Raw genomic sequence first — 24,031 nt, forward strand, 5'->3', positions numbered from 1 at the left:
ATGAAAAACACGATGCAAATATAGCGGTTTTATGTTATGTAGCATACATTTCTATTTGGAAATCTCATTTATTTAAATCTATTTAACGAAAACATGCTGCAAAACATAATTAACCAACACCGTTTGCAACCAACCGAAGCCTGTTTTCCACCAACCCTGTACCTATTCTTTTCGAAAAAACGACAATATCCCCCATAAAGAGCCAAAAACCACATAAAATTCTAATCTACAACAGCATGCAAGAAATAGATGTTTGTTAAAAAATATTACCCTTATATGTAATTTGATCTAAACGGGGTAGAAAACTCAAATAGATGCGGTAGTAGTTTCGATTTGAACCAATGGCTTTTTGAAGGATATTACAATAAGGGATCAAAAAAAAGACAAGGCACATTTTAGAATAAGCAAAACAATCTTTACCTTTTTAAATAAAATATATATTTTTGCCACATCAAAAAACAGCAAGTTTATTAATAACGTAACTTATTCGTAAATTATGGGAACAATTATTTGGATTGTCGGTATTGTATGTACCGTCTTGGCGATCGTGGATGTATTCAAAAAAAACATCACGACTATTGGGAAAATCATCATGACCGTGCTTTTGCTTCTTACCAGCTGGATAGGGTTGGCACTCTATTATTTTTGGGCAAAAAATCATGTAACAGAATGGTTTAAATAATCTAACCGGAGATTTATGTTTTAACACAAGTCCCCTTCTAATATTTATTGACATGAAAAAATATTTAGCAGAAATGGTCGGCACAATGGTGCTGGTTCTTATGGGGTGCGGCAGCGCAATCTTCAATGGTGGTTGCGGCAGTCCGGCACAGGTATTAATGGTAGCGATGGCTTTCGGGCTTTCGGTTGTGGCAATGGCCTATACAATTGGAGGCATATCGGGTTGCCACATCAACCCGGCAATCACGTTGGGGTGTATGTTGTCCGGACGTATGAAGAGCAATGAAGGATTGATGTACATGCTTTTCCAAGTGATCGGAGCATTCATTGGTTCCGGTATCCTATATCTCTTAACATCCAACATCGACATGGCATACGCCACTACGACCGGAGCCAATGCATGTGCCGCCGGTGTGAGTACGATAGGTGGCTTGTTGGCTGAAATCGTGTTCACTTGTGTGTTTGTCTTTGTTGTATTGGGCACAACCGATGCCAAGAAAGGAGCCGGCAATTTTGCAGGGTTAGCCATAGGTTTATCTTTAGTGTTGGTACATATCGTATGCATACCTATCACTGGCACGTCCGTAAACCCGGCACGCAGCATCGCTCCCGCCGTATTTCAAGGTGGAGAAGCTTTATCACAACTTTGGTTGTTTATTGTTGGCCCATTCATAGGCGCAGCTTTGTCTGCTCTGATCTGGAAGATGGTCGGCGATCTCAAACAAAATGACTAAAAACAGAAATGGCCATCCGTCACGGACAGCCAATCTTCATTGTTAACCTTAAATCTAATACCATGAAAAACACGATGCAAATATAGAGAGTTTATGTTATGCAGCATAATAATACCTCTAAAAAGTGCGCATCCTTAACCTGATTTAACTATTTCATGTTTTACAACATAGTTTTTCAGGCATTTTTGCATTAGTTGCCTCCAACACCGGCAATCGCTATGTCTGCATAGAGACAACCTTTACAATGCCGGATAAAAACGACGCAAATAAAAAGGCGGCCATCCCGAAGGACAGCCGCCTTTTTTGTATCGATCTCTTAATGACCGGTGAAAATCTTACTTCTTGAAACGTTCTTTCAGCTTAGCCAGCATATCCTGTGTCATGGAATCCAGATCATACTCCGGTTTCCAGCCCCATTCTTCACGGGCACATGTGTCGTCCAGAGAGTTTGGCCATGATTCTGCGATAGCCTGACGCAACGGATCCACATTATATTCCATCTGGAAGTCCGGCATATACTTTTTGATATTATTATAAATAATCTCAGGATCAAAGCTCATGGAAGCGATGTTGAAAGAGTTACGATGGACGAACTTCGTCGAGTCGGCTTCCATAATTTCAATAGCAGCACGCAGACCGTCCGGCATATACATCATATCCATGAATGTACCCTGTTTGATCGGACATACGAACTTTTCACCTTTGGCTGCCGAATAATAGATATCGACAGCATAGTCGGTCGTACCACCACCCGGAGGTGTCACATAAGAGATAAGCCCCGGAAAACGGACGGAACGAGTGTCGACACCGAAACGGATATAGTAGTAGTCGCTCAACAATTCTCCGGAAACCTTTGTAACACCGTACATCGTACGCGGATTACGGATCGTGTCCTGCGGAGTCTTATCCTTCGGCGTGTTATTTCCGAACACACCGATTGAACTCGGAGTGAATACCGCACAATGCATTTCGCGGGCAACTTCCAATACGTTAAACAAACCACCCATACCTATTTTCCAGGCAAGCTGCGGTTTTGCTTCTGCAACGGCAGACAGCAATGCAGCCAAGTTATAAATCGTATCTACCTTATACTTGGACACCGTCTCAGCAATCTGCTGTTCGTTTGTAATGTCGACAATTGCAGATGGTCCGGATTCCAGCAGTTCGCCTTTAGGCTCCTGTCCGGGAATGTAACCTGCTACAATGTTTCCACCGTAGATACCTCTCAACTTCATGGTTAACTCTGATCCAATCTGACCGGTAGAACCAATTACTAATACATTTTTCATTGCGTTTGATGTTTTTTTAAGTTTTTTCGGTGACAAAGGTATAGAGAATAAAAACATTTATGTATGAAATTCTTGTATTTTTTAGCTCATATATTCAAAAAAAATATGACCTTTGCCACATCGGCAGACATAATATTTTGCAACTTGTCTGCGATTTAAAGAGATCTAAATTCAACTTAATTAAAAATACTAACAAAAAACAAAGTTATGTACGGTAAACTGAAAGATTTCCTTACTCAGGAATTGGCAAACATCAAAGCTGCCGGTTTGTATAAGAACGAGCGTATCATCACCACTCCTCAAAGAGCCGACATCAAAGTAAACGCCGGAAGCGACGTTTTGAACTTCTGTGCAAACAACTATCTGGGCCTGTCTGACAACCAACGTCTGATCAAGGCTGCCAAAGAAGCTATGGATACACACGGATACGGCATGTCGTCCGTCCGTTTCATCTGCGGTACACAGGATCTGCACAAACAACTGGAAGCCGCTATCTCCGATTACTTCAAGACTGAAGATACGATCCTGTACGCAGCATGTTTCGATGCCAACGGGGGGTTGTTCGAACCGCTGTTCACGGAAGAAGACGCAATCATCTCCGACGCTTTGAACCATGCTTCCATCATCGACGGTGTACGTCTTTGCAAGGCAAAACGCTACCGTTATGCCAACGCAGACATGGCCGATCTGGAACGTTGCCTGCAAGAAGCCCAGGCACAACGTCACCGCATCATCGCAACAGACGGCGTGTTCTCGATGGACGGAAATGTGGCTCCGATGGACAAGATATGCGAACTGGCCGAAAAATACGATGCCTTGGTAATGGTCGACGAGTCTCACTCTGCCGGTGTCGTCGGTCCGACCGGACACGGTGTTGCCGAACAGTTCAATTGCTACGGACGCATAGACGTTTTCACCGGTACGCTGGGTAAAGCATTCGGTGGCGCCATGGGCGGATTCACAACCGGAAAGAAAGAGATCATCGACATGTTGCGCCAGCGCTCCCGTCCTTACCTGTTTTCCAACTCTGTTGCCCCCGCTATCGTAGGCGCCAGTCTGGAAATGTTCAAGATGCTGAAAGAAAACGACGACCTGCATACGAAACTGATGAACAACGTCAACTACTTCCGCGACAAGATGCTGGCTGCCGGTTTCGACATCAAACCGACCCAGTCCGCCATCTGCGCCGTTATGCTGTATGACGCTAAATTATCCCAGGATTTCGCTGCCAAGATGCAGGAAGAAGGCATTTATGTAACCGGCTTCTACTATCCGGTAGTACCTAAAGGCCAGGCTCGTATCCGCGTACAGCTGTCCGCCGGCCACGAAACGGCACATCTGGATAAAGCAATCGCTGCATTTATCAAAGTAGGAAAAGAACTGAACGTAATCAAATAAGTTCGTTTTGAAGCAAAAGAGCAAAGGCGAGGACTGGAAACGGTCTTCGCCTTTTTCTTTTAAATGGACTATTCTTCAAAAGAAAAGAATTACCTTTGTCCTATCACAAAACAACGTAAGAATATGAGAACAACCGTAATTATAGACGACAGCCGTCCCGAAGCGAAAGCTCTGATCGAATATCTGCGCACTCTCAATTATGTGGAGATAGAAGACGAAGAAGAGGAAACAGACTTCGGCCTCTGCTATTCCATGCAGGAAATGGATTCCAAATTGGACCAGGCTTTAAAGGAGATGGAAGAAGGGGGTGGCATGGATCATGAGGAAGTCTTTAAAAGAATAATGAAAACATTTGATGATTAATGTGATGAAAAAAATAAAATGGTCTTCCGGGGCAAACAAGGATTTGGATCGGCTTCGTTTTTATTGTGAAGCTTTTTTTGGAAATCGCTTAGCAAAAAAAATCATTGCATCTACTATGAATAAAATCGATCAGCTCGGAACTTTCCCCAGTATCGGGCCGTTGGAACCTTTGCTGAACCACCGTCCCGAACCTTGGCGTTCGCTTGTCATACATCGGAACGTAAAGGTTATTTATCTGATCAGGCAAGAGTCAGTGAATATTGCTGCATTATGGGACACCAGACGAGAACCGAAATCCCTTGCCAATTATATCGATCACATAGTCCAAACAGAACCTGCTATTTTAAACGAACCTTCAATTCCATATATAAAAACAGACAAGTAAAAAATTTATGCAACTCAGTAACTATCATAGTCATTGTACATTCTGTGACGGGCGGAGCATGCCGGAAGACTTCGTTAAATTTGCTGTCTCGCACGGATTTCGCGCCTACGGCTTTTCTTCCCACTCGCCACTGCCGTTCGAAACATTTTGGAACATGTCGAAAGACGATATGCCCGAATACTTGATGGAGATAGAACGGCTGAAAAAGAAATACAGCGACCGGTTGGAAATATATGTAGGATTGGAAATCGATTTCTTAGACAAGAGCTACAACGCGTCCATCCCCTACTTCCGTAACCTGCCGCTCGATTACCGTATCGGTTCCATTCATTTTCTACCTATCGCACAGCCGCTTGCAGAGAAGAACATGGTGTGCATCGACGGTTCTTTCCGGGAATACCAGAAGTCGGTCGACACCTACTACGACGGGGATATCCGCAAATTGGTCGCCCACTATTTCAACTCCACGCAGCAAATGATCGAAGCCGGCGGGATCGACATCGTCGGACACATGGACAAGATATACATGAACGGCCATAAGTGCGAAGGTTTCGACCTGCAAGCAGACTGGTACCAGAAACCACTCGACGACTGCCTGCACCTGATTGCCGAAAAAGGGCTGATGGTCGAAGTCAACACGAAAAACCTCATGAAGAAGCAGGAGGTCTATCCGCACGCCGACTATCTGCACCGCCTGCGCGAACTGGACATTCCGGTGATGGTAAACTCCGACTGCCACTATCCCGACTTGGTGAACGACGGACGTGCGGAAGCATTCGAACTGCTGAAAAAAGCCGGTTTCAGGTCTACCCGCGAACTGGTCGGCGGGCAATGGCAGGATGTGGCGATCTGACGTATTTGTAACATGATTGTAACATGTATTTCATTCCATCGAAACACAGAACCGCGTCCTTTGCAGATGTAAATTGTATTGGTAATAAATATAAGAGACAAAATTATGGCTACACCGAAGATTCTTGTAGTGGACGACGAAGAGGATTTATGCGAGATCCTCAAGTTCAATCTTGAAATAGAAGGGTATGAGGTAGACACGGCTTTCAGTGCCGAAGAAGCGTTGAAGCTGGACATTGCCTCCTACCAATTGCTGCTTTTGGACGTCATGATGGGTGAAATATCCGGATTCAAGATGGCCAGTATCCTCAGGAAGGAAGAAAAGACGGCCGATATCCCCATCATCTTTCTGACGGCCAAAGACACCGAAAACGATATGCTGACCGGGTTCAACTTGGGAGCTGACGACTATATATCCAAGCCCTTCTCCATCCGCCAGGTAGTGGCACGCGTGAAAGCCGTGCTGCGCCGCACATCGGATAAAGAGAAAGAACAGGGAAACGAATGCCTCAAATACGAAACCCTCTCACTCGACACGAAGCGGATCAAAGCCACCGTCGACGGGCAGGAAGTCCCGCTCACCAAAAAAGAGTTCGAGATACTGAAACTCCTCCTCGAAAACAAAGGGAACGTGTTCTCGCGCGAAGAAATCCTTTCCCGGATATGGAAAGACGAAGTGTATGTGCTCGACCGTACCATCGATGTAAACATCACCCGCCTGCGCAAAAAGATCGGGCCATACGGCAAGAACATCGTGACGCGCCTCGGTTTCGGATATTGCTTTGAGAATTGAAAGTTGAGAGCTGAAAGTGGAAAGCGGAGGACACACAGACCTCAACTCTCAACTTTCAGCACCCAACTTTCAATCCTCCACTTTCAACTTTTAACTTTCAACTCATATTATGGTCAAGATAGAATCAACGACAAACAGCAGGATACCTTTCAGCCAACGGCTTTTCTGGTCGATATTCGCCATGTTCCTGGGATTCACGGCTTGCTTCTTGCTGTTCCAGTATCAGCGGGAACGGGAATTTGCACAGGAGAAGTTGAATAACGTGTTGGGGAACTACAACTACCAGCTCTTCCGCCGCACGCAGCAGGCCGAAGACATCAACAAGGTGGTCCACCGGTTTATCGCCGACATTCCTCAAAAGGATCTTCGCGTGACCATTATCGACCCGGAAGGCAAAGTCCTGTTCGACAATAGCGGCGCAGAGGAGTTCAACAACCATAACGACCGCAGCGAGGTGCGCAAGGCACGCCTCTACAACGAAGGGTTCGCCATCCGCTCGTCCAACTCGACCGGCAAGCGCTATTTCTACACGGCGACGAATATCGGCGGCTATATCTACCGCTCCGCCCTTCCGTGGGATCCTTACACGCAGCGCGTACTGACGATCGACAAGGATTTCATCTACTTCATGGCGTTGATGACGCTGATATTCTTCTTCGTCCTCTCGCGTTTCACGTTCAGCATCGGGCAGACGATCTCGAAACTGCGCGACTTCGCCCTGAACGTGGAGAAAGGCCGCATATCGGAAAACGAATATGTCTTTCCCAACGACGAGCTTGGAGACATCTCGAAGAACATCGTCGGGCTTTACCACCGCCAGCAGAAGGCCAAGAACGAACTTTCGATGGAACGCGAGAAACTGATCAAGCATTTCCAATACGCAAAGGAGGGTTTCGCCATGTTCACGCCGGAAGGAAGGGAGATATTGTCCAACATCCTGTTCGTACAGTTCGCAAACCTGATTTCCGACATACAGATACGGCAGTCGGAAGATGCGATCGACATCCCGGAACTGGAACCGATCCAGAAGTTCATCTCCCAAAATATCCCGAATACGAACCGCAAGCGTAAAGTGCTGCGCGAATCGGTCACGGTGGACAAGAACGGGAAGATTTTCCTGATCGAATGTATCCTGTTTCTCGACAACAGCTACGAGATATCCATCAACGACATATCCCGCCAGGAAGAAGAGAGCCGGATGAAACGGCAACTGACCCAGAACGTGGCGCACGAGCTGAAAACTCCCGTCAGCAGCATCCAGGGTTATCTCGAAACGATCATCAGCAACCCGGAACTGCCGGAAGACAAGCGCCGGTTCTTCCTCGAACGCTGCTACTCGCAGAGCACGAGGCTCACGGGGCTGCTGCGCGACATCTCTGTTTTGAACCGCCTGGACGAGGCTTCCGAAATGTTCGAGTTGTCGGAAGTGAACATCCGCAAACTGGTTGGCGAGATCGAGAAGGAATGTTCGAAGGAGATGGAAGAAAAGAAGATCACGACAGAGGTGATCCTGCCGGGCGACCCGACGATTCATGGCAACTACTCGTTGCTCTACTCCATCTTCCGCAACCTCTACGACAATGCGATCGCATATGCGGGCGAGGGCATCCATATCACGGTGAATTGCTACAAGGAAGATCCGAAGTTCTACTATTTCAGCTTCTCGGACAATGGTGTCGGTGTCTCGGAAGAACACGTGAACCGCATCTTCGAACGCTTCTACCGTGTCGACAAGGGCCGCAGCCGCAAAGTCGGCGGGACAGGCCTGGGACTCTCCATCGTCAAAAACGGCGTGAACTTCCACAAAGGGCAGATCTCCGCCAAGAGCGGGCTGGGCAAGGGGATGACGTTTTTCTTTACTTTAAAGAAAAAAATTTGATGTAGTTACTTTTCTCTTGAAAGAAAAGTAACTACTCCTTCACGCTATCCACCGGATTCTCATTAGCCGTTCGCCAGTTCTGGAAGGAAACGGTCAGAAAGGTGACGAGGAAGATGACACCGAAAGCCAAGGCGAACACCCACCAGTAGACAGGCGTACGATAGGCAAAATTTTCGAGCCAGCCGGCGACCGAGAGATAAGCGACCGGTGTGGCAAGGAGGAAGCAGACCACGACGATCATAAGATACCTGCGATTAAACATCAGCAGGATATCCGTCACCGTCGCCCCGTAGACCTTGCGGATACCGATCTCCCGCCGGCGGTACTGCGTCTCGAAGATCACCAGCCCGAAGACACCGACGACCGAGATCAGGATCGCCAGCAAGCTCGCCCCTGTCACCATCTTCTTCACAAACTCCTCGCGGTGGTACAGCCGGTTATAGAACGCATCGTAGAACTCCACCTCCAACGGATAGGAAGCATCCAGCCCCGCCACCACCTCGCGAAGACGTTCGACCGCCTTCGTCACATCCGCCCCCGCCTTGAGACGAATATAGGCATAACCCAACCATTGGAAGCCATTGCCGGGCGAGACACAGAAAGCGATGTTCTGTTCCTCCTCCCGGAGCGAAGTCAGCTTCACATCACCTATAAAACCGGCGATCCGTCCCGCGCACCACCCCATGTCGATCATCCCCCCTACTTCGAGATTGTTCGCCCGGCGAGCCGTCTCGTTGAATATAAAATGGAAATTGCCATCCTCGTCGTCCGATGGCGAAAAACCATTGCCATCCGTCACCCTGATCCCCATCACATCGAGAAACGAAGGGGAGACATTTAGAAAGAAACCGAAAAAAGTCTCTTCCTTGTGCGTAAACTTGTAAGTCGAATAGGCATCCTCGCCCCCGACCTTCTGGGCGGAGAAAGCGATGCCTTCTATATCGGGATATTTCATCAACTGGTTGGTAAAAGCCTCCTTGTGTCGGGTGCACAGGTCGCGGCTAAGCTCGGTGATCATGATCTGGTCCCGATCGAACCCAAGCGCATAATGGCGCATGAAATAGTTCTGCAACTGGATGATACACGCCCCGACAATCAGGGCGATGGAGACGATATACTGGAATCCTATCAACGCCGTGCGCAACCGCCGCCCGCTCCGCGACAGGCCGAAACTCCCTTTCAGCACCAGCGCAGGCGGGAAAGAGGTGATATACCAGGCCGGATAGATACCCGCCAGGACCCCCACCAACAAGGCGATCGCCCCTGTCGCTATCACGAGGAAAAGGTTCGACAGCAACCGGATATCCGCCTCCACGAACGACAGGTATTGCCCCCGGTTCAACAGATAGACCCAGACGAGCGCCAAGAGATAGGCCATCAGGCAAATCCCCGCCGCCTCCACCAGCAACGACAGGCGGAGCGTCGCGTCCGGGCTCCCCAACACCTTCTGCGTGTTGATGCTCCGGATGCGCATGGGGGTGAGCGCCGTACTGAAATTCATATAATTGACTGCCGCAATCAACAGGATTAACCAGGCAATGAGGAAAAGCAAGCGTACCGTCTCCGGGCTTTGTGTCCTGAGGGGACTGCTTCCCCAGACGTCCTGCATATTCATATAATGAATATCTTCAAGCGGCAGCAACCGGAGGTGCAGATGTTCGCATCCCCAGATTTGTGAGAAATCGAACGTCCGATTGAAATTGTCCTCCACAGCCTTGGCAGATTCAGGACTATCGAGGAGCAGGTAGCAGAGCCAGTTCGACCCACCCCACTCGGTAGGTTTGCGGTAAGAGGCATCGATTGCGGAGTAGATCGTATTGCCCAGCTGTGTATTCTCCGGAAAATCGCGGTAGACGCCCCCCACCGTCAGGTCACGGCCGACCTTCGTCCAGACACTCTCCTTGAAATGGAGCTGCCGCCCTACAGCCGGTTCGCCGCCGAACATCCGCCGTGCCATGCTCTCCGGGATAATCGCCTTTTCGGGATCGGCAAGACAATCCTTATCCCCTTCGACAAAAGAGAACCCGAACATATCCACGATGGCAGGATGGCAAGTCGTCACATTCTCGCGAAATCCTTTCGCCTCGCTCCCCTCGCCGACCGAGAGATAGTTCCGTTTGTCATAAGGAGTGATCATCGTCCCCGCCTCGATATGGGGAGAAGAGGCGATCAGTACGTCGGGAAAAGCGCCGGGATAGATCACGCGTCCGTTCGCCATCACACTGTCGCAGAGTTCGGCCAGGAAGATCCGCCCTGCCTTCGGATGGCAACGGTCGAAACGCCGGTCGTAGTCCACCTGCATCATAATCACCAAGAATGCTGTAAAGGCAACAGACAGACCTATGATATTCAGTCCTGCCGCCATCCTAAAACGCCTGAGTACACTCAAGAAGTTGCGCAAAAGTGTTTTCATCACTGATTGTATTTGTTCTATTATGCTCGATAAGATACAAAAATTATGCCACAACGCATAATTGATTGAATCGCAGAGTTATACCAAAGCAACAACCGACACTCTCTGTCCAAATTTTAGACAAGAGTGTCCAATATTTTGACAGTTTCGCGTCGCCTTTCTCCCGACAATTCAGACATTTTTAATATCTATTGAAAATCAAAGGATAAAAAGATTATTTCCTATCTAATTTAAGGTACTTTTGCCTACGATGTGACACCGACCGGTAAGACGGCTGGAAAAAACATCCCGACATGCGGCATGCGAACAGGAAAACAAAGAATTGCCTTACCTGGCCGAAAACAGTGCCGTGACAAACCTGATCCAGGATTTGGAAGAATTTGATAACCGCGAGGAAGAAGAAGAACGCCCCGGCGAACTGTCCGATCCGGCAAGCTCGCCGCTCGACGGCGTTTCGCTGGACAATGTCACCAACCGCCTCCAAATGGCAGGCCTCGACAGATGGGTGGCACGGTTGAAAGAGGCAAATGAAAAATTCATCGTCATCTTCACCAACCGCAACAGCCAGCAGGCTACCATCGTCACCGGCGCGACTAAAACAGCCCGCCAGGATACCGACGCGGCCTACCGCGCCATCGTCAAACGTCTCAACGCGTTGGCCGAAGTGAACGGCGATACCGACTATCTGGAGATCATCAACAACCTGAACAACCTCATCGACCGCCAGAAAACCATCCTCGCCACCCGCAAAACCCTCAACGCCAAAAAAGCTGCCCAAAAGCCGGAAGGCGGCGGCAAGCCGGACGACGAGAGACCGGGAGAACTGTAGGCTATTAATCATTAAGAGCAAAAAAAACGGGCTTCGCATTGGGATTTTTCCCGTTCGCGAAGCCCGTTTTTTCTAATTATCAATTGTCAATTGCTTTTCACGCTCTCTACCGGATTGGCATTCGCTGCCTGCCAGCTCTGGAAGAAGACAGCCAGGAAGGAGATCAGGAGGCAGAAAAGGCCAGCTGTGATGAAGATCAGCGGGCTAAGCGTGATCCGGTAGCTGTAGTCCGCCAGCCATTGATTCATGAAAAACCAGCTCAGCGGTGTCGCGATCACGAACGCAATCCCGACATACATCAGGAACGTGCCGACGAGGCGCACCAGGATTCCCCGGTTGTCCGAACCGAACACCTTGCGGATCGCCACCTCCTGCGAACGTTGCAGGATGAAATAGGTCGACATCGCAAGCAGCCCCAACAGTGAGATCAGGATCGCAATGCAGGCAAAGATCACCACAATCTTTGTCAGACGGATCTGCGATTCGAAATGCTCTTGAATGCTCTGGTCGATAAATTTCCCCTCGAAAGGAACCCCCGACACTTCCTCGAACACCTTGCGCACAGACTCGTATGCCTTGACAGGATCGCCCTGCACTTCGACCACATAGCTCCACGGCCACCAGTCCGATTCCGTCTTTCGGAAACGGAACATCACCGGCGAATTCTCCTGCGTGATGTCTCTCAACTGGAAATCACGGATCACACCTAATATAGGGGTCGCATTCTCGCCCCATCTGAAAGAAGGAGCATCTTCGGGTAATTCCATCTGTTTAAAAGCCAGTTCGTTTAGGTACCAACCCTGGTCGGAATTGGCCACATGGTTGTCCGACTTGATCTCGAAACCGAAAATACGGAAAGCGGCGCTGTCGACTTGTATTTGCTGGAAGCTGAGCGACTTGTCCTCGTAAGTGCCGCTCATGTTGTTCGTCCCGCTCGAAGGCGTCCCGTTGCTGTGGCCGACGGCCTTGACCATCGGAAGCTGGCGCAACATATCTTCCGCCCGTTCCATCTCGCTCTTCGAACGGAAAATATTGTCCGATTCGATTATGTTCGCCGTGTTGTAGCCCAACGGCGCATGGATCAGATGGTCGATCTGGAGATACATCGTCAGCGAGGCAGCGATCATGGCGATCGTGATCACATTCTGGAACGTGATGAAGACCTTGCTGAACACCATCTTCGTCTGCCGGCGGAACGTCCCGCGCACCACGTCGATCGGTTTGGCCGACGAGATCATCAAAGCCGGAAGCAACCCCGACAAAGCCCCCGTCAGCACGATAAACAGGACGATCGCCCCTATCCAAAGCGGTGTCACCAGCACATCGAACGTCAAGCGCACCTGCAACAAGTCATTGGCATACGGCAGTGCAACTTTGGCCAACATCAGCCCGATGGCAAACGAAACGACCGTCAGGAAGGTAGCCTCCAACATCAGCCTGAGGAACAGTTCCACACGCGAAGAACCCAAAAGGCGGCGTGTCGCCATCTCCTTCGCCCGCTGGCCGGCCTGTGCCACCGTCAGGTTGATATAGTTGATGATCGCAAAAATCAAGATCAGGATGCCGACGGACATCAGGACCAACGAAAAACGCTTGTCGCCTTGGTTCAAGCTATGCACCATCGTGTTTCCGAAATAAATCTCCGAAAGCGGAACGATGCGCACTTCCTTCACGAAATCCATCTTGTAAAGCCAATACCGCTCCTTGAAAAAGCTCAGTATCTCATCCGTCCGCCCCTTCAAATCCATCCCCGGCTTCAGCAATAGGAACGAAATACAGGAGCCGGCGTTGCCCTGGTTCTCCTTCGACAATGATTGGTTGAACTCCGTCACCCGCTCGATACGCACCACCAGGTCTGTGTTCGGAATCACCGAACGGTTGATGTCTTCCATGACACCGGTCACCATGACATTGGTCGAGTCGCTGATACGCAAGCTCTTCCCGATCGGATCGTCACCACCGAACACCTTCCGGGCAAAACTTTCCGAAACAACCGCACTGTAGGGATCTGCCAATACCCGGTCGCGGTCACCATCGAGCATTTTGAACGAAAAGACGTCGAAGAATGTCGAATCCGCATACACAAGATCGCCCGTCAACTTCTTGTCGCCATAAAAAATTTGGCAGCCCTTCCCCTGGTCCGTAATGACCGGGCAGACTTTCTCTATCTCCGGATAACGCTCTTCCAGCCAATAGGAAACCGGCACGGCCGATTCCAAAAACTCTTCATTGCCAATGGCAACGATCCGGTCGTAATTCGCCTGCTGCTTGTCGATATTCAACTCCCGTTCCACATATACCGCAATCAGGATCACGAACATCAGCGAAACGGACAAGCCGAAGACATCGATCGCCGTGTATCCCTTGTTCCGGCTCAGGAATTTCAGGAAAGATTTTATATTTAACAGATTATTCATCGTGTATTCCATTTATAATTCATAACTCCAAACCCATATCTCATAAAGAACATACCCGACTTTCCCAAGCCGGATATGATCACTAAATAAATTAGAATGTGTCTATGTTCTATCTTAGAAAAATTAAATGAATTCGCTTACAGACGACACGATGCTACCGTCGAACAGGTTGATCACCCGGTGGGCGAAACTCGCGTCGTGTTTGGAGTGTGTCACCATGACAATGGTGGTTCCCTCTTTGTTCAGTTCGGTCAGGAGTTGCATCACTTCGGCTCCGTTCTTGGAGTCCAGGTTACCGGTCGGCTCATCGGCGAGGATGATCTTCGGGTTCGAAACGACGGCACGGGCAATGGCGACACGCTGTTGCTGGCCTCCGGACAGTTGTTGCGGGAAATGACTGGAACGATGGCTGATGTTCATACGTTTCAGTATGTCGTTGACCATCTGCTTGCGCTCGCTTGCCTTTACTTTCAGGTAGGTAAGCGGCAATTCCACGTTCTCGAACACGTTCAGTTCGTCGATCAGGTTGAAGCTTTGGAACACGAAACCGATATTCCCTTTACGCACTTGCGTACGTTCTTTTTCTTTCAGATGCCCGACTTCCTTGTCTGCCAAGTAATAGTCGCCCGATGTCGGGTTGTCCAGCAAACCCAAAATATTCAATAAGGTGGACTTGCCACAGCCGGAAGGTCCCATGATGGCGACAAACTCCCCATCCTTCACCTCCATCGACACCCCGTTCAATGCTATCGTTTCTACTTCTTCCGTACGGAAAAACTTGCTTAATCCTTCAATTTTAATCATGACTGTATCAGTTTTTGTTGTTATTACTTCTTTCTTGCCTTATTATTAGCAAACAACGTGCCAAACATCATAAACCACTTATTTACAGTTCTATAATAATTTTGATATTTCCCGTAAGTGTCTAATTTTTGGACAGTGGTGTAAAGATATTAGACACTCACCAGAAAAAACAGGGCAAGGTTTATCCCCATTCGCTTTCTTCCTTGAAGTCGAAACGTTCAATCTTCGTGATTCGTATTTCTCCGTTCCGAAGCATATATTCGTTTCCTTTGAACTTTTTGTTCAAATCTTCCAATGAAAAAGAGATATCCGAAGTCCCGGCTGCAAAACGGTAGAAAGACGGCATAACCTTACCGTCTATTTTCGATTCCATCACCTTATAGGCAGATTCCTTGTCCTTTCTGAACGCATCGAGAAACTCATCCAGCAATTTCGGATTATCCTTTCTCGAAAATGTGATCGTAATCACCTCTTTTACCGGCTTCTTCGTTTTCCGGTCTTTATCGTAGATCACATCGACATTTACCTTCTCCATCGACTCGCATTTTTTCATCAATGCATTCAGATTCGCCTGCGCCAGCAAATCGCCTGCCAAGCTCCCTGTCATCAACAGGGCGGCTGTTAAAATAAAATTTCTTGTTTTCATACTTTATGTTATTAAATGAATCATCATTAGTCCTTATGTTCCCTCTCCAACCTCTCGATATCCGATTCGAACCGCTCGACTTCGTTCTCTTTCGTTTGGATATTATCCATTGTTTTCTCGTACTGGCGCAAAGGACACAACGCCAGCCGTTCCTTTTCGTACTGCTTTTTTTCTGCCTGCCGGATCACCTCGTCCAACTCACGCGCCACCGCTTCAGGTATCTCCGTCTTCACGCCGTTACGAATGATGTAGCTACCGGCATACGGATTGAAATCATCTTCCCCGATCCCCTCTCCTTTGTTCAAGAATAAGAACAACAACAAAGAAGCCGCTACTGCCATCCCCATCCATAATCCTCTTTTAAAAAAAGAAATACGACGGGCCGCCTTCGAAGTTTTTTGCCTTTCTTCCATCTCCCCGGCAATCCCGGTTTCAAAATATCCGAATACCGGACGGTAGTTTTTCAGATGCTCCGGCAACTCCGGACGGGCGAAGAAGGCATACAGCTCCTGCTCCTCGGCATTGGTTGTCTCCCCTTCGAAGAAACGTTCCAATAGGTTTTCGATATAGATATATTCGTCTGCTTTCATCTTGTTACATTTTTAAGAATAGTTCCCTGACTTTTTTACGTGCACGCGAGAGGTTCACCCGGACGGCTTCAGGCGTACTGCCGGTCAATTCTGCAATCTCCTTCACTTCGAAGCCGTCGACATGCTTCATCCGCAGTATCGTCTGCTGGAGGCCGGGAAGCTGCTCCATGATATGCATCACCCGGCTGACGCTGTCTTTCTGTTCCAACGCGATATACGGATCATCATCTGCCGCAAGCATCGCCGAGCCGGACAGTTTTTCCGGCTTGTACTGGAATGTACGGAGACGGTTCAGGCAAAGATGTTTCGTAATCTGCACGGCAAGAGCCTCCACACTGTCGTAGCGTTCCAATTCATCACGGATATACCACAACTTCAGGAACACCTCCTGGACGACATCCTCCACATCTTCGGGGTCATCCAGCAGACGCCGGGCACATCCCGACAACTTTCCCCGCAAGGGTACGACTTCTATTTTAAACTGTTCTTGTTCCATTCTATTAAAAAGACACGCCACTCGGACAAACGTAACATGGTTTATAAAAAAAATACCCGGCAAGTATTCTTGGTTACCTGCCGGGTGTGTTTTTATTTACCCACCGGGAAAACAATATCCCGGACTACTCCGATTTCAAACTTTCGACCGGATTGGAATTCGCCACCGTCCATGCGCGGTACAGGACACATGCGATGATCAACGCGTAGACCGACATAGCGCCGAATAGGAAGATGAAAAATCCGATGGGCGCCCTTTCCGTAAAATTCTCCAACCATCCCATACCGGAATAATAAGCGACCGTCATGCCGATCACAATAGCCGGAACCGCAATATAGGAGATGTCTTGGGAGATCATCTTCAGGATGTCCCATGCCGTCGCCCCGTTCACCTTGCGGATCGCTATTTCGCGTCCGCGGCGGTTCGTCTCGTCGCTGGTATATCCCAACAGGCCGATCAAAGCGATAATCAAGGTAACAAGGCCGCCGATCAGGACCGAGTCGCGAAACATGCGGGAATCTTTATACAGGTCGATCATATCCATATAGTAAGCCGTCACCGTAACATTCCGGTCGGGCATTACGCCTTCCAGCACTTTTTGCGCCTTTTTCAGGTTCTCCGGAGACATCTCATGGAATTTGATCAAAATCATCGGTGTATTTTCACCATAGAACAGGACCGTCGGACGTGGGTCCGGATGGCCGGTGCTACCGATACAAATATCTTCATATACGCCGCAGATGGTAAGCGGCGCCCCATTATGGCTATGTTCCGTAATTATAACGTTCTTGCCTATCGCGCTCCCGGTCCAACCGGCCACCCGCTCCATCTTCTTGACGAAAGAACGGCTGACCATCACTTTGTTCGAGGCCGACCCATCCGAACGGAACACTTCTCCTTCAATGACCGGAATCTCCATCAGGGGAAAGAAACCATCTTTCACCGCATACATGTCGGCAATATTGAACAGCTCGCGATCATCTCCGGGAAGCAAAACATTATTTCCCGACATCCTCGAAATCGGCAGGGCATAGCAGGCCGAAACCATGTCTACTTCGGGTATCTTGCGCAACTCCTCGATTGCCACGTTCCGGACGGATTCGTCCACGCCCCATGTCGAGCAATAAGCCAACTTCTCATAAGCATATCCGGGGTTGACATTCACCATATAATCATATTGCCTATTGATGACCGACAACAACGCCACCAGATAGGATGTAGCCAGAAACTGGACGAACAGCAGGCAAAGTTTCCAATACCTGCGCGACTCTTTAATATTACGGAACGCGGCTGCCACCGGAATACGCAGGAACATATAGGTCGGGATCAAACCGGTGATGAAAAAGATCACGACGCAGATACCGGCCAGAACCACAAGGGTCTGTACCGAAAACAACGCGCCCAACGTAGCTCCCAGCAGTTCTTCCGTTTTCGTACGGAACAGAACGATCAGGAAAGCGGCAAGCAGCAGAGAAATCAGCATATGCAGACACGTTTCCGACATGATCATGCCGAACAGGTCTCTATCGGAAGCCCCATAACATTTATGAACGGCGACCTCTTTGGTCCGGTTGATCAGCGTGGAAATCACGATAAGCACATAGTTCATCACAGCCGTAAAGATGAGCACAAAAGCCAATAAGCCCAATAGGGTATTCATGCCCTTCACCTCATCGCTGTTGCTGTGCATGTCTATCAGCGGAACCAGGCTATAGGTCAAATCGACTCCCGCTTTTTTCACCTCCTCCAGATCGCAATGCCGTCCCTGCATCTCGCGGATGGCAGTCGCCAGGCTTTTCGGATCAGTGCCGGGATAAAGTTTCACATATCCCAGGTAACGGTCATTCCCCAACCAGTTTTCACGACTCCATTTACTCATTCCTTCCAAAGAAGCGATGATCTCAAAACGCAGATGTGAATTTTCAGGGACATCTTCAAACACCCCGCCTATCGTATAGGTCTGTCCCGGACTGGATTCAAATTCGAATTCCTTGTTCAAAGCCTGTTCCGGGCCTCCCAACAATTTGGCTATACGGTTCGAGACCATCACGTATCCCGGACGGGCCAAAGTCTCTTTCGGGTTTCCGATCAGTATGGGACGCGGCAAGACGTCGAAAACATTCGTATCGCCCATCACGACATAACGGGCCGAGTAACGGCTTCCGTCCTTTGTCTTGAAGAACTCCCTTTCTCCTCCCATATAGGTCAGGCGGGTTGCCTTTTCAACTTCCGGGATCTCGACCTGCATAGCCGTGGCCACACCTCCGCTCACCTGTCCATAAGACTTATATTCTCCGTCCCGGATGATATTCTCATGCAAACGGTAAATGCGGTCGCTGTCCGGATAAAATTTATCAAACGAACGTTCAAAACAAACTTTCGATATAAGGACAAGCCCCATTGCCAGTCCGACTCCCAAGGATAATATCTTTATCCCGTTACTTCTGCCTTTCTTAAATAGCGAACGTAATGCTATGTTCAAGTTTTTCATATCGTGTATTTATTATATTCTGCCCATTAAGATTCAAAAAGCGTGCCAAAACGACCAACACACTAATATACAAACAGATAAACGCACAGCCATTTTTTCCAAGTGTCCAATTATTTGACAATGGTGTACAATAATTAGACACTCCGGGGTTTAACCGCGTCTTTTTTCCGCAAAAAGCATTTTGTCACCTTTATCCCTAAAAAGCACGACCGTTTGCTATGTTAAAAAATATTACCCTTGCTACTAATTTCCAAAACACGGGGTAGTAATCCGATTTAGACGGGGTGTAGTGACATTTTGATAAAAACAAGATGTTACAAAAGAAAGGCCGTGCCTGTTAACCGGGGTTACTCACATATTCCCTATTTTTGCACCATGAAACGGAACATACTTGCTCTCTATCTGATCAAACTATCCAAATGGTTCACACTGGTAATGCCCATCATCGTGCTTTTTTACGAAAAACACGGGTTAGGATTGCAGGACGTGTTTATACTGAAGAGCGTCTATTCGGTAGCTGCCGTAGCGTTGGAGATACCTTCGGGTTATCTGGCCGATGTCTGGGGACGGCGCAAATGTCTGATATGCGGGTGTATCCTTTTCTTTTTCGGATATCTGTGCTATTCGTTCACATCGACATTCACGGCTTTTCTTTTTGCCGAAATCTTGCTGGGGACGGGGCAAACGATGGTGAATGGAGCGGATTCGGCCTTGCTGTACGATACGACCGCACAATACAAAAAAGAGAACTTATATCTGCGGTATGAAGGGCGCATCACCATGATCGGCAATTTTGCGGAAGCGCTTGCAGGCATATTCGGCGGGTTACTGGCGGCTTATTCTCTCCGGTTTCCTTTTTATGGCCAGGCGATCATTGCTTTCACCGGCATTCCTGCGGCATTCGCGCTGAAGGAAATAAACCGTTCGGGCAAAATCCGGAATCCGGTCGGCGAAATTGTGCGGATCATCAAATATTCTTTGGTCACCAACAAAAAGCTCTGCTATAACATTATGTTTTCCGGAATCATCGGGGCGGGCACCCTCACGATGGCCTGGTTCGTACAGCCGGTGCTGATGTATCTGAAAACGCCCGTGTCCTGGTATGGCGTCATTTGGACGGTACTGAACCTGACGGTCGGACTTGCCGCCCTCTGGTCCGACCGCGTGGACAACTATTTCGGGCCGCGCAAGATGGGAGTCCTCATCCTTGCGGTGATCGTCGGCGGATATGTCGCGCTCGCTTTCAACCTGACATACGCCGGCCTTGCCATCCTGCTCGTCTTTTACATATTTCGCGGGTTTGCCACTCCTATCCTGAAAGGATATATCAACCAGATGACCTTTTCCGAGATGAGGGCGACGGTGCTTTCCATCCGTAACTTCATTATCCGTCTGATGTTCGCCGCTATCGCCCCCTTCATCGGCTGGCTGAATGACATGTATTCCCTCCAGGCAGCCCTGCTCGTTTCAGCCGGGATCATACTGTTACCGGGAGGGATATTCTTAGTGTTGCAGTTCAGAAAAGAAGCAGACTAAAAGAAAGCTACAGGAATCCCTGTCTTTTCAAAAAATCGTCCGTCAAAGTCCGGACCTTATAATAATCTTCCGTAAGCGGCTTTCTGTATAGAAAGATCGGATGTCCGGCCCCTTCAAAAAGATGGAGTTCGCAATCCACACCTTTCTGCAAAAGTTTATCCCGGTAAGTTTCAATCGTTTCGACCGAAACGAGAGGGTCTTTCGTCCCAAGCAATATCAGAGTGGGAGGAGTTGCTTTCGACACATGATGGAGCGGCGAGATTTGTTTGAAATCTCTTTGGATTTCCGGAAAACCATAACCTCGCGAAACCATGTCTACAACCGGATAATATAACACGGAGAGATTCGGCCTGTAACCCGCCGAAACAGCCTCCTCACTTCCGATCGTTCCGAGGGCGGCAGCCAAATGCCCTCCGGCAGAACCTCCGGCAACGGCTATCTTATCCGGATCAAGCTGACAGTCCGAAGCATGGCTTCGCAACCAGCAGATTGCATCTTTGGCGTCCTCGAAACTCTCGAACGGAGTCGAATGATGCAGATACTCGATCCGATAGTCAACCGATACGGCAACCATTCCTTTTGATGCATAATAAGCACATTCACGGTAAAACTGAAGCGGAGTACCTAATTTCCAACCGCCTCCGAAAAAGTACACAATCGCCGGCCTTTTCTCGCCGGCCTTCATATTCCGGGGCCTAAAGACATGAAGTGTCAATGAATCTCCTTTTTCCAATTTTTTATACCCGATTATCTCCGGAGAAAAGGCCATCTCTGAAGGAGCCAATACTTTTTTCAACGCTTCAAACCAGACAGCCGCCATTTTTTCCGCGCCGGCTTCATTCGGATGTACTTTATCGTGAACCGTATATTTTCGCCAATCAAAATCCTGTGCCTGATTGACCAAAAAGACTTGTCCTGAGTTTAGTCCGGCAACCATTTCCGCTATCTTCTCGTTCAATTCCGGGATATACGAATATTTAGGCAGTTTCCCGCTTGGTATTGCCTGGGCGACCAAAATACGGGCCTCCGGGTTGATCGCCAGTATTGTGTTGATAATAGACTTGTAAGAAGCAATCATTCCGGAGACAGGCTTTTCTTCCGCAAAATGGTTGTGGCCGGCATGGAGCAATACGATATCTGCCGGATAAAGCCGGTAGAGGCTGTCGATCTTCGACGCCAAAAACTCTACATTCTTGCCGCTGAAACCGCAATGATTAAGCGTTCCGATCCGGCATTTGCTCTCACGGGGACCGATAAAATCAAACTGATACCCGGCTGTAAACAATTTCTCCCAAAGCGGATACAAATAGCAAGTGAAAAAATCCGCTCCTTCCGTAATGGAATCACCTAATCCCATCAGGGTAAACCGTTCCTGCTTTTTCTCCTGTCCGGTGGTAGCGACGGAACAGCACAATAAAGAAAATAATAACAGATATAAAGAAAGATATCTATGTTTCATGGCTTTCAGGCTTGCAAGATTATATTTGAAATGAAGAAGAACCAGATACGCGGATAACACGCACCTGGTTCTTCTTTGACTTTGAGGTATTTTATTGGACAACCGGTTTGTCTTTCAACATACCTCCTTCGTTATAACGCTGGTTGTTCGGCAATCCTTTCTTGTTCACACCCTCTTTCATCAATGTCTTCAAATCATCCAGATGCGAACGGTAAACGCCACGGGGCGTCACGCCGTATTTCTTGCACAATGACGCGGCCATACCGACTACCTCGCCCATCATACCTGTCGTCCGCATCACACGAACCGTTCCCAAGGCCACGTGGGTGACACTGATATTACGGCCGGCCATAAACAGGTTGTCCACATTGCGCGAATACAGGCAACGATACGGAACGGCATACGGATAAATCAAGATATGCTTCGTGACAGCCTTAAATTCATTGCCGGGGAAATATTCACTGTTTTTCGGGTCCTGCCAATGCAAATCGATGCTCCATGTCGTGGCGAAAGAGGCGTCTTCATGGAACACGTTTTTCGTGACATCGTCTTCCTTTAAAATATAATCGCCCATCAGACGACGAGATTCACGCTTGCCGGCCACATAAGCCACCCAGCCTAATTTGCGGTTCTTATACGGGGCGTTTTCCTTCATATGGTTTTTCAGATAACTCCAGTTCGAATAGACGACCAGCATCCCATAATCACGGATACGTTCGAAGTCCTTGATCTGGTCGAAATTCATACCGGTCTCCCAGGTCCATTCTCCCATCATCACCTTTTCGCAATTCTTGTCGTTGAACTCCACTCCATAGCTGAACTCCGGAAAAGGACTCGACTTCTTGTTATCCACTGAATACCACTGGACGGAAGAACCCATTGTCAACTTGTCTGCTTTCTCCGGGGCGATGCTTTCACCAAACTCGTCACGGCCTTCACGTCCCATACGGAAGTCGGCGCCCGCCAGGTAACCGATCGTCCCGTCTCCCGTACAATCGGAAAACAGAGGAGCCTCGAACCTTAACTCTTTACCGCTTTCGATGTGCTTGACAACAACCGATGTGATCTTATCGCCTTCCTTCGTCACCCCTATCGCACGATAGTTCAGGAAAAGAGACACATTCTTTTCTCCTGCCAGCCAATCCATTTTCTTTTGGTCCTCATAATTTTCGGCAGGTTGGGCATTGCCTCCCTTTTCCGGGCCAAATTCTTTCTGCAGGCCGCCAAGTTCCTTATAAGTCCCTTCTTCGATACGGCCTCCCAAATGAACACGTATCTCCGAACTGTTATTTCCACCTACCACAGGACGGTCATTGATCAAAGCCACCTTACAGCCCAAACGGCCGGCCGACACAGCCGCACTCATCCCTGCTATACCGGCTCCCACAACCACCAAGTCATATTTGCCGGCAACCGGTGCTTCGTCCGGCAGCCCCAATGCTTTACGGCGGAATGCTTCCAGCTCCTTGATATCCGACGGAGGCATCTTGCCGGCTTCCGTGGTAAAGTAGACCGCATCGCAACGACCGTCAAATCCGGTCAAATCATGCAGTTTGATTACGGTTTTCAGATTCTTGACAGACACCTTTCCGGCAATCTGCCACATCCAGGCAGAACCCTCCGCTCCCAAAGGAGAGGTCATCTTCTTACCCCCGACAGACAAACTGAATTTACCGGGACCTTCCCCTTTTTTCCACGGGGAAGTCCAGTTGTAGGTACGGACATATACATAATATTCTCCTTTTTCAGGAAACGTCACTTCGGTCGAAGCATCATCGACGGGTACACCCATCCCGTGCGCCAAAAGGTAGGGTGATCCCATCAAATCCATAAACTGCTGGTCTACCTTCCAACCTCCTTTGTTGCTGAAACTTTCGGCTTCGACAAAAAGTTCTGCCGCTCGGCCGGTTCCCAAACTCACTAAAAACAATAATGCTAAAATTACACGAGTCTTCATGATATGTTGCTTTCTATTA

The 24,031-nt window shown here is 48.7% G+C and carries 20 protein-coding genes; 10 read left to right on the forward strand and 10 right to left on the reverse strand.

What is annotated here, in order from left to right; translation table 11 throughout:
• Positions 1–496: 496 nt before the first annotated feature.
• On the forward strand, positions 497–682 hold the full coding sequence (locus BQ9893_RS04370) for a PLDc N-terminal domain-containing protein (protein WP_081415360.1): 186 nt from the start codon (positions 497–499) through the stop codon (positions 680–682).
• Between the two features lie 52 nt (positions 683–734).
• Positions 735–1,415, forward strand: coding sequence for an MIP/aquaporin family protein (locus BQ9893_RS04375; RefSeq protein WP_075964898.1), 681 nt, complete (start codon positions 735–737; stop codon positions 1,413–1,415).
• A gap of 335 nt (positions 1,416–1,750) precedes the next feature.
• On the opposite strand, the gene BQ9893_RS04380 is transcribed toward BQ9893_RS04375, so the two are convergent.
• On the reverse strand, positions 1,751–2,704 hold the full coding sequence (locus tag BQ9893_RS04380; protein ID WP_075964899.1) for an NAD-dependent epimerase/dehydratase family protein: 954 nt from the start codon (positions 2,702–2,704) through the stop codon (positions 1,751–1,753).
• A gap of 207 nt (positions 2,705–2,911) precedes the next feature.
• Between BQ9893_RS04380 and kbl the strand changes: the two genes are divergently transcribed.
• The 6 genes from kbl (at position 2,912) to BQ9893_RS04410 (ending at position 8,374) form a co-directional block, all read left to right on the forward strand.
• Positions 2,912–4,102, forward strand: coding sequence for a glycine C-acetyltransferase (gene kbl, locus BQ9893_RS04385; protein WP_075964900.1), 1,191 nt, complete (start codon positions 2,912–2,914; stop codon positions 4,100–4,102).
• A 123-nt stretch (positions 4,103–4,225) separates the two neighbouring features.
• A complete protein-coding gene (locus BQ9893_RS04390) occupies positions 4,226–4,465 on the forward strand; it encodes a hypothetical protein (protein ID WP_139322560.1) in 240 nt (79 codons plus the stop codon).
• 4 nt (positions 4,466–4,469) lie between these two features.
• Positions 4,470–4,850, forward strand: coding sequence for a type II toxin-antitoxin system RelE/ParE family toxin (locus BQ9893_RS04395; protein WP_244155082.1), 381 nt, complete (start codon positions 4,470–4,472; stop codon positions 4,848–4,850).
• Between the two features lie 7 nt (positions 4,851–4,857).
• Entirely contained in the window at positions 4,858–5,703 is an 846-nt protein-coding gene (locus BQ9893_RS04400) for a histidinol-phosphatase (protein ID WP_075964903.1), read from the forward strand.
• A 105-nt stretch (positions 5,704–5,808) separates the two neighbouring features.
• Positions 5,809–6,495, forward strand: a complete 687-nt coding sequence (locus BQ9893_RS04405) for a response regulator transcription factor (RefSeq protein ID WP_075964904.1) — start codon at positions 5,809–5,811, stop codon at positions 6,493–6,495.
• A 109-nt stretch (positions 6,496–6,604) separates the two neighbouring features.
• Positions 6,605–8,374, forward strand: coding sequence for a sensor histidine kinase (locus BQ9893_RS04410; protein WP_075964905.1), 1,770 nt, complete (start codon positions 6,605–6,607; stop codon positions 8,372–8,374).
• 31 nt (positions 8,375–8,405) lie between these two features.
• On the opposite strand, the gene BQ9893_RS04415 is transcribed toward BQ9893_RS04410, so the two are convergent.
• A complete protein-coding gene (locus BQ9893_RS04415) occupies positions 8,406–10,787 on the reverse strand; it encodes an ABC transporter permease (protein WP_075964906.1) in 2,382 nt (793 codons plus the stop codon).
• A gap of 349 nt (positions 10,788–11,136) precedes the next feature.
• Here BQ9893_RS04415 and BQ9893_RS04420 point away from each other — a divergent pair, with 349 nt between their 5' ends.
• Positions 11,137–11,616 carry a DUF6261 family protein gene (locus BQ9893_RS04420; protein ID WP_244155049.1) on the forward strand — a complete coding sequence of 160 codons (480 nt, stop codon included), beginning with the start codon at positions 11,137–11,139 and terminating at the stop codon, positions 11,614–11,616.
• Between the two features lie 86 nt (positions 11,617–11,702).
• Here the strand turns inward: BQ9893_RS04420 and BQ9893_RS04425 are convergent, their stop codons facing one another.
• The 6 genes from BQ9893_RS04425 to BQ9893_RS04450 form a co-directional block, all read right to left on the reverse strand.
• Entirely contained in the window at positions 11,703–14,033 is a 2,331-nt protein-coding gene (locus BQ9893_RS04425) for an ABC transporter permease (RefSeq protein ID WP_075965407.1), read from the reverse strand.
• Between the two features lie 123 nt (positions 14,034–14,156).
• On the reverse strand, positions 14,157–14,837 hold the full coding sequence (locus BQ9893_RS04430) for an ABC transporter ATP-binding protein (RefSeq protein WP_075964907.1): 681 nt from the start codon (positions 14,835–14,837) through the stop codon (positions 14,157–14,159).
• Positions 14,838–15,018: 181 nt separating this feature from the next.
• On the reverse strand, positions 15,019–15,483 hold the full coding sequence (locus tag BQ9893_RS04435) for a DUF5024 domain-containing protein (protein WP_075964908.1): 465 nt from the start codon (positions 15,481–15,483) through the stop codon (positions 15,019–15,021).
• A 26-nt stretch (positions 15,484–15,509) separates the two neighbouring features.
• A complete protein-coding gene (locus tag BQ9893_RS04440; RefSeq protein ID WP_075964909.1) occupies positions 15,510–16,073 on the reverse strand; it encodes a hypothetical protein in 564 nt (187 codons plus the stop codon).
• Positions 16,074–16,077: 4 nt separating this feature from the next.
• Positions 16,078–16,569: an RNA polymerase sigma factor gene (locus BQ9893_RS04445; RefSeq protein WP_075964910.1), complete on the reverse strand. Its 492-nt coding sequence runs from the start codon at positions 16,567–16,569 to the stop codon at positions 16,078–16,080.
• Between the two features lie 124 nt (positions 16,570–16,693).
• Complete coding sequence (locus BQ9893_RS04450) at positions 16,694–19,060, reverse strand: ABC transporter permease (protein ID WP_075964911.1); 2,367 nt, start codon at positions 19,058–19,060, stop codon at positions 16,694–16,696.
• A 375-nt stretch (positions 19,061–19,435) separates the two neighbouring features.
• On the opposite strand from BQ9893_RS04450, the gene BQ9893_RS04455 reads away from it, so the two are divergent.
• The gene (locus tag BQ9893_RS04455; RefSeq protein ID WP_075965408.1) at positions 19,436–20,596 is read left to right on the forward strand and encodes an MFS transporter; all 1,161 of its coding nucleotides are present in this window, start codon (positions 19,436–19,438) and stop codon (positions 20,594–20,596) included.
• A gap of 7 nt (positions 20,597–20,603) precedes the next feature.
• Here the strand turns inward: BQ9893_RS04455 and BQ9893_RS04460 are convergent, their stop codons facing one another.
• Together BQ9893_RS04460 and BQ9893_RS04465 are read right to left on the reverse strand one after the other, a co-directional pair.
• Positions 20,604–22,055 (reverse strand): alpha/beta hydrolase fold domain-containing protein, encoded by a 1,452-nt coding sequence (locus tag BQ9893_RS04460; protein ID WP_075965409.1) that lies wholly within the window; start codon positions 22,053–22,055, stop codon positions 20,604–20,606.
• 91 nt (positions 22,056–22,146) lie between these two features.
• Positions 22,147–24,012, reverse strand: a complete 1,866-nt coding sequence (locus BQ9893_RS04465; RefSeq protein WP_075964912.1) for an FAD-dependent oxidoreductase — start codon at positions 24,010–24,012, stop codon at positions 22,147–22,149.
• Between the last annotated feature and the right edge of the window lie 19 nt (positions 24,013–24,031).

The organism is Parabacteroides massiliensis (genome assembly GCF_900155425.1).
Taxonomy (GTDB): Bacteria; Bacteroidota; Bacteroidia; order Bacteroidales; family Tannerellaceae; genus Parabacteroides; species Parabacteroides massiliensis.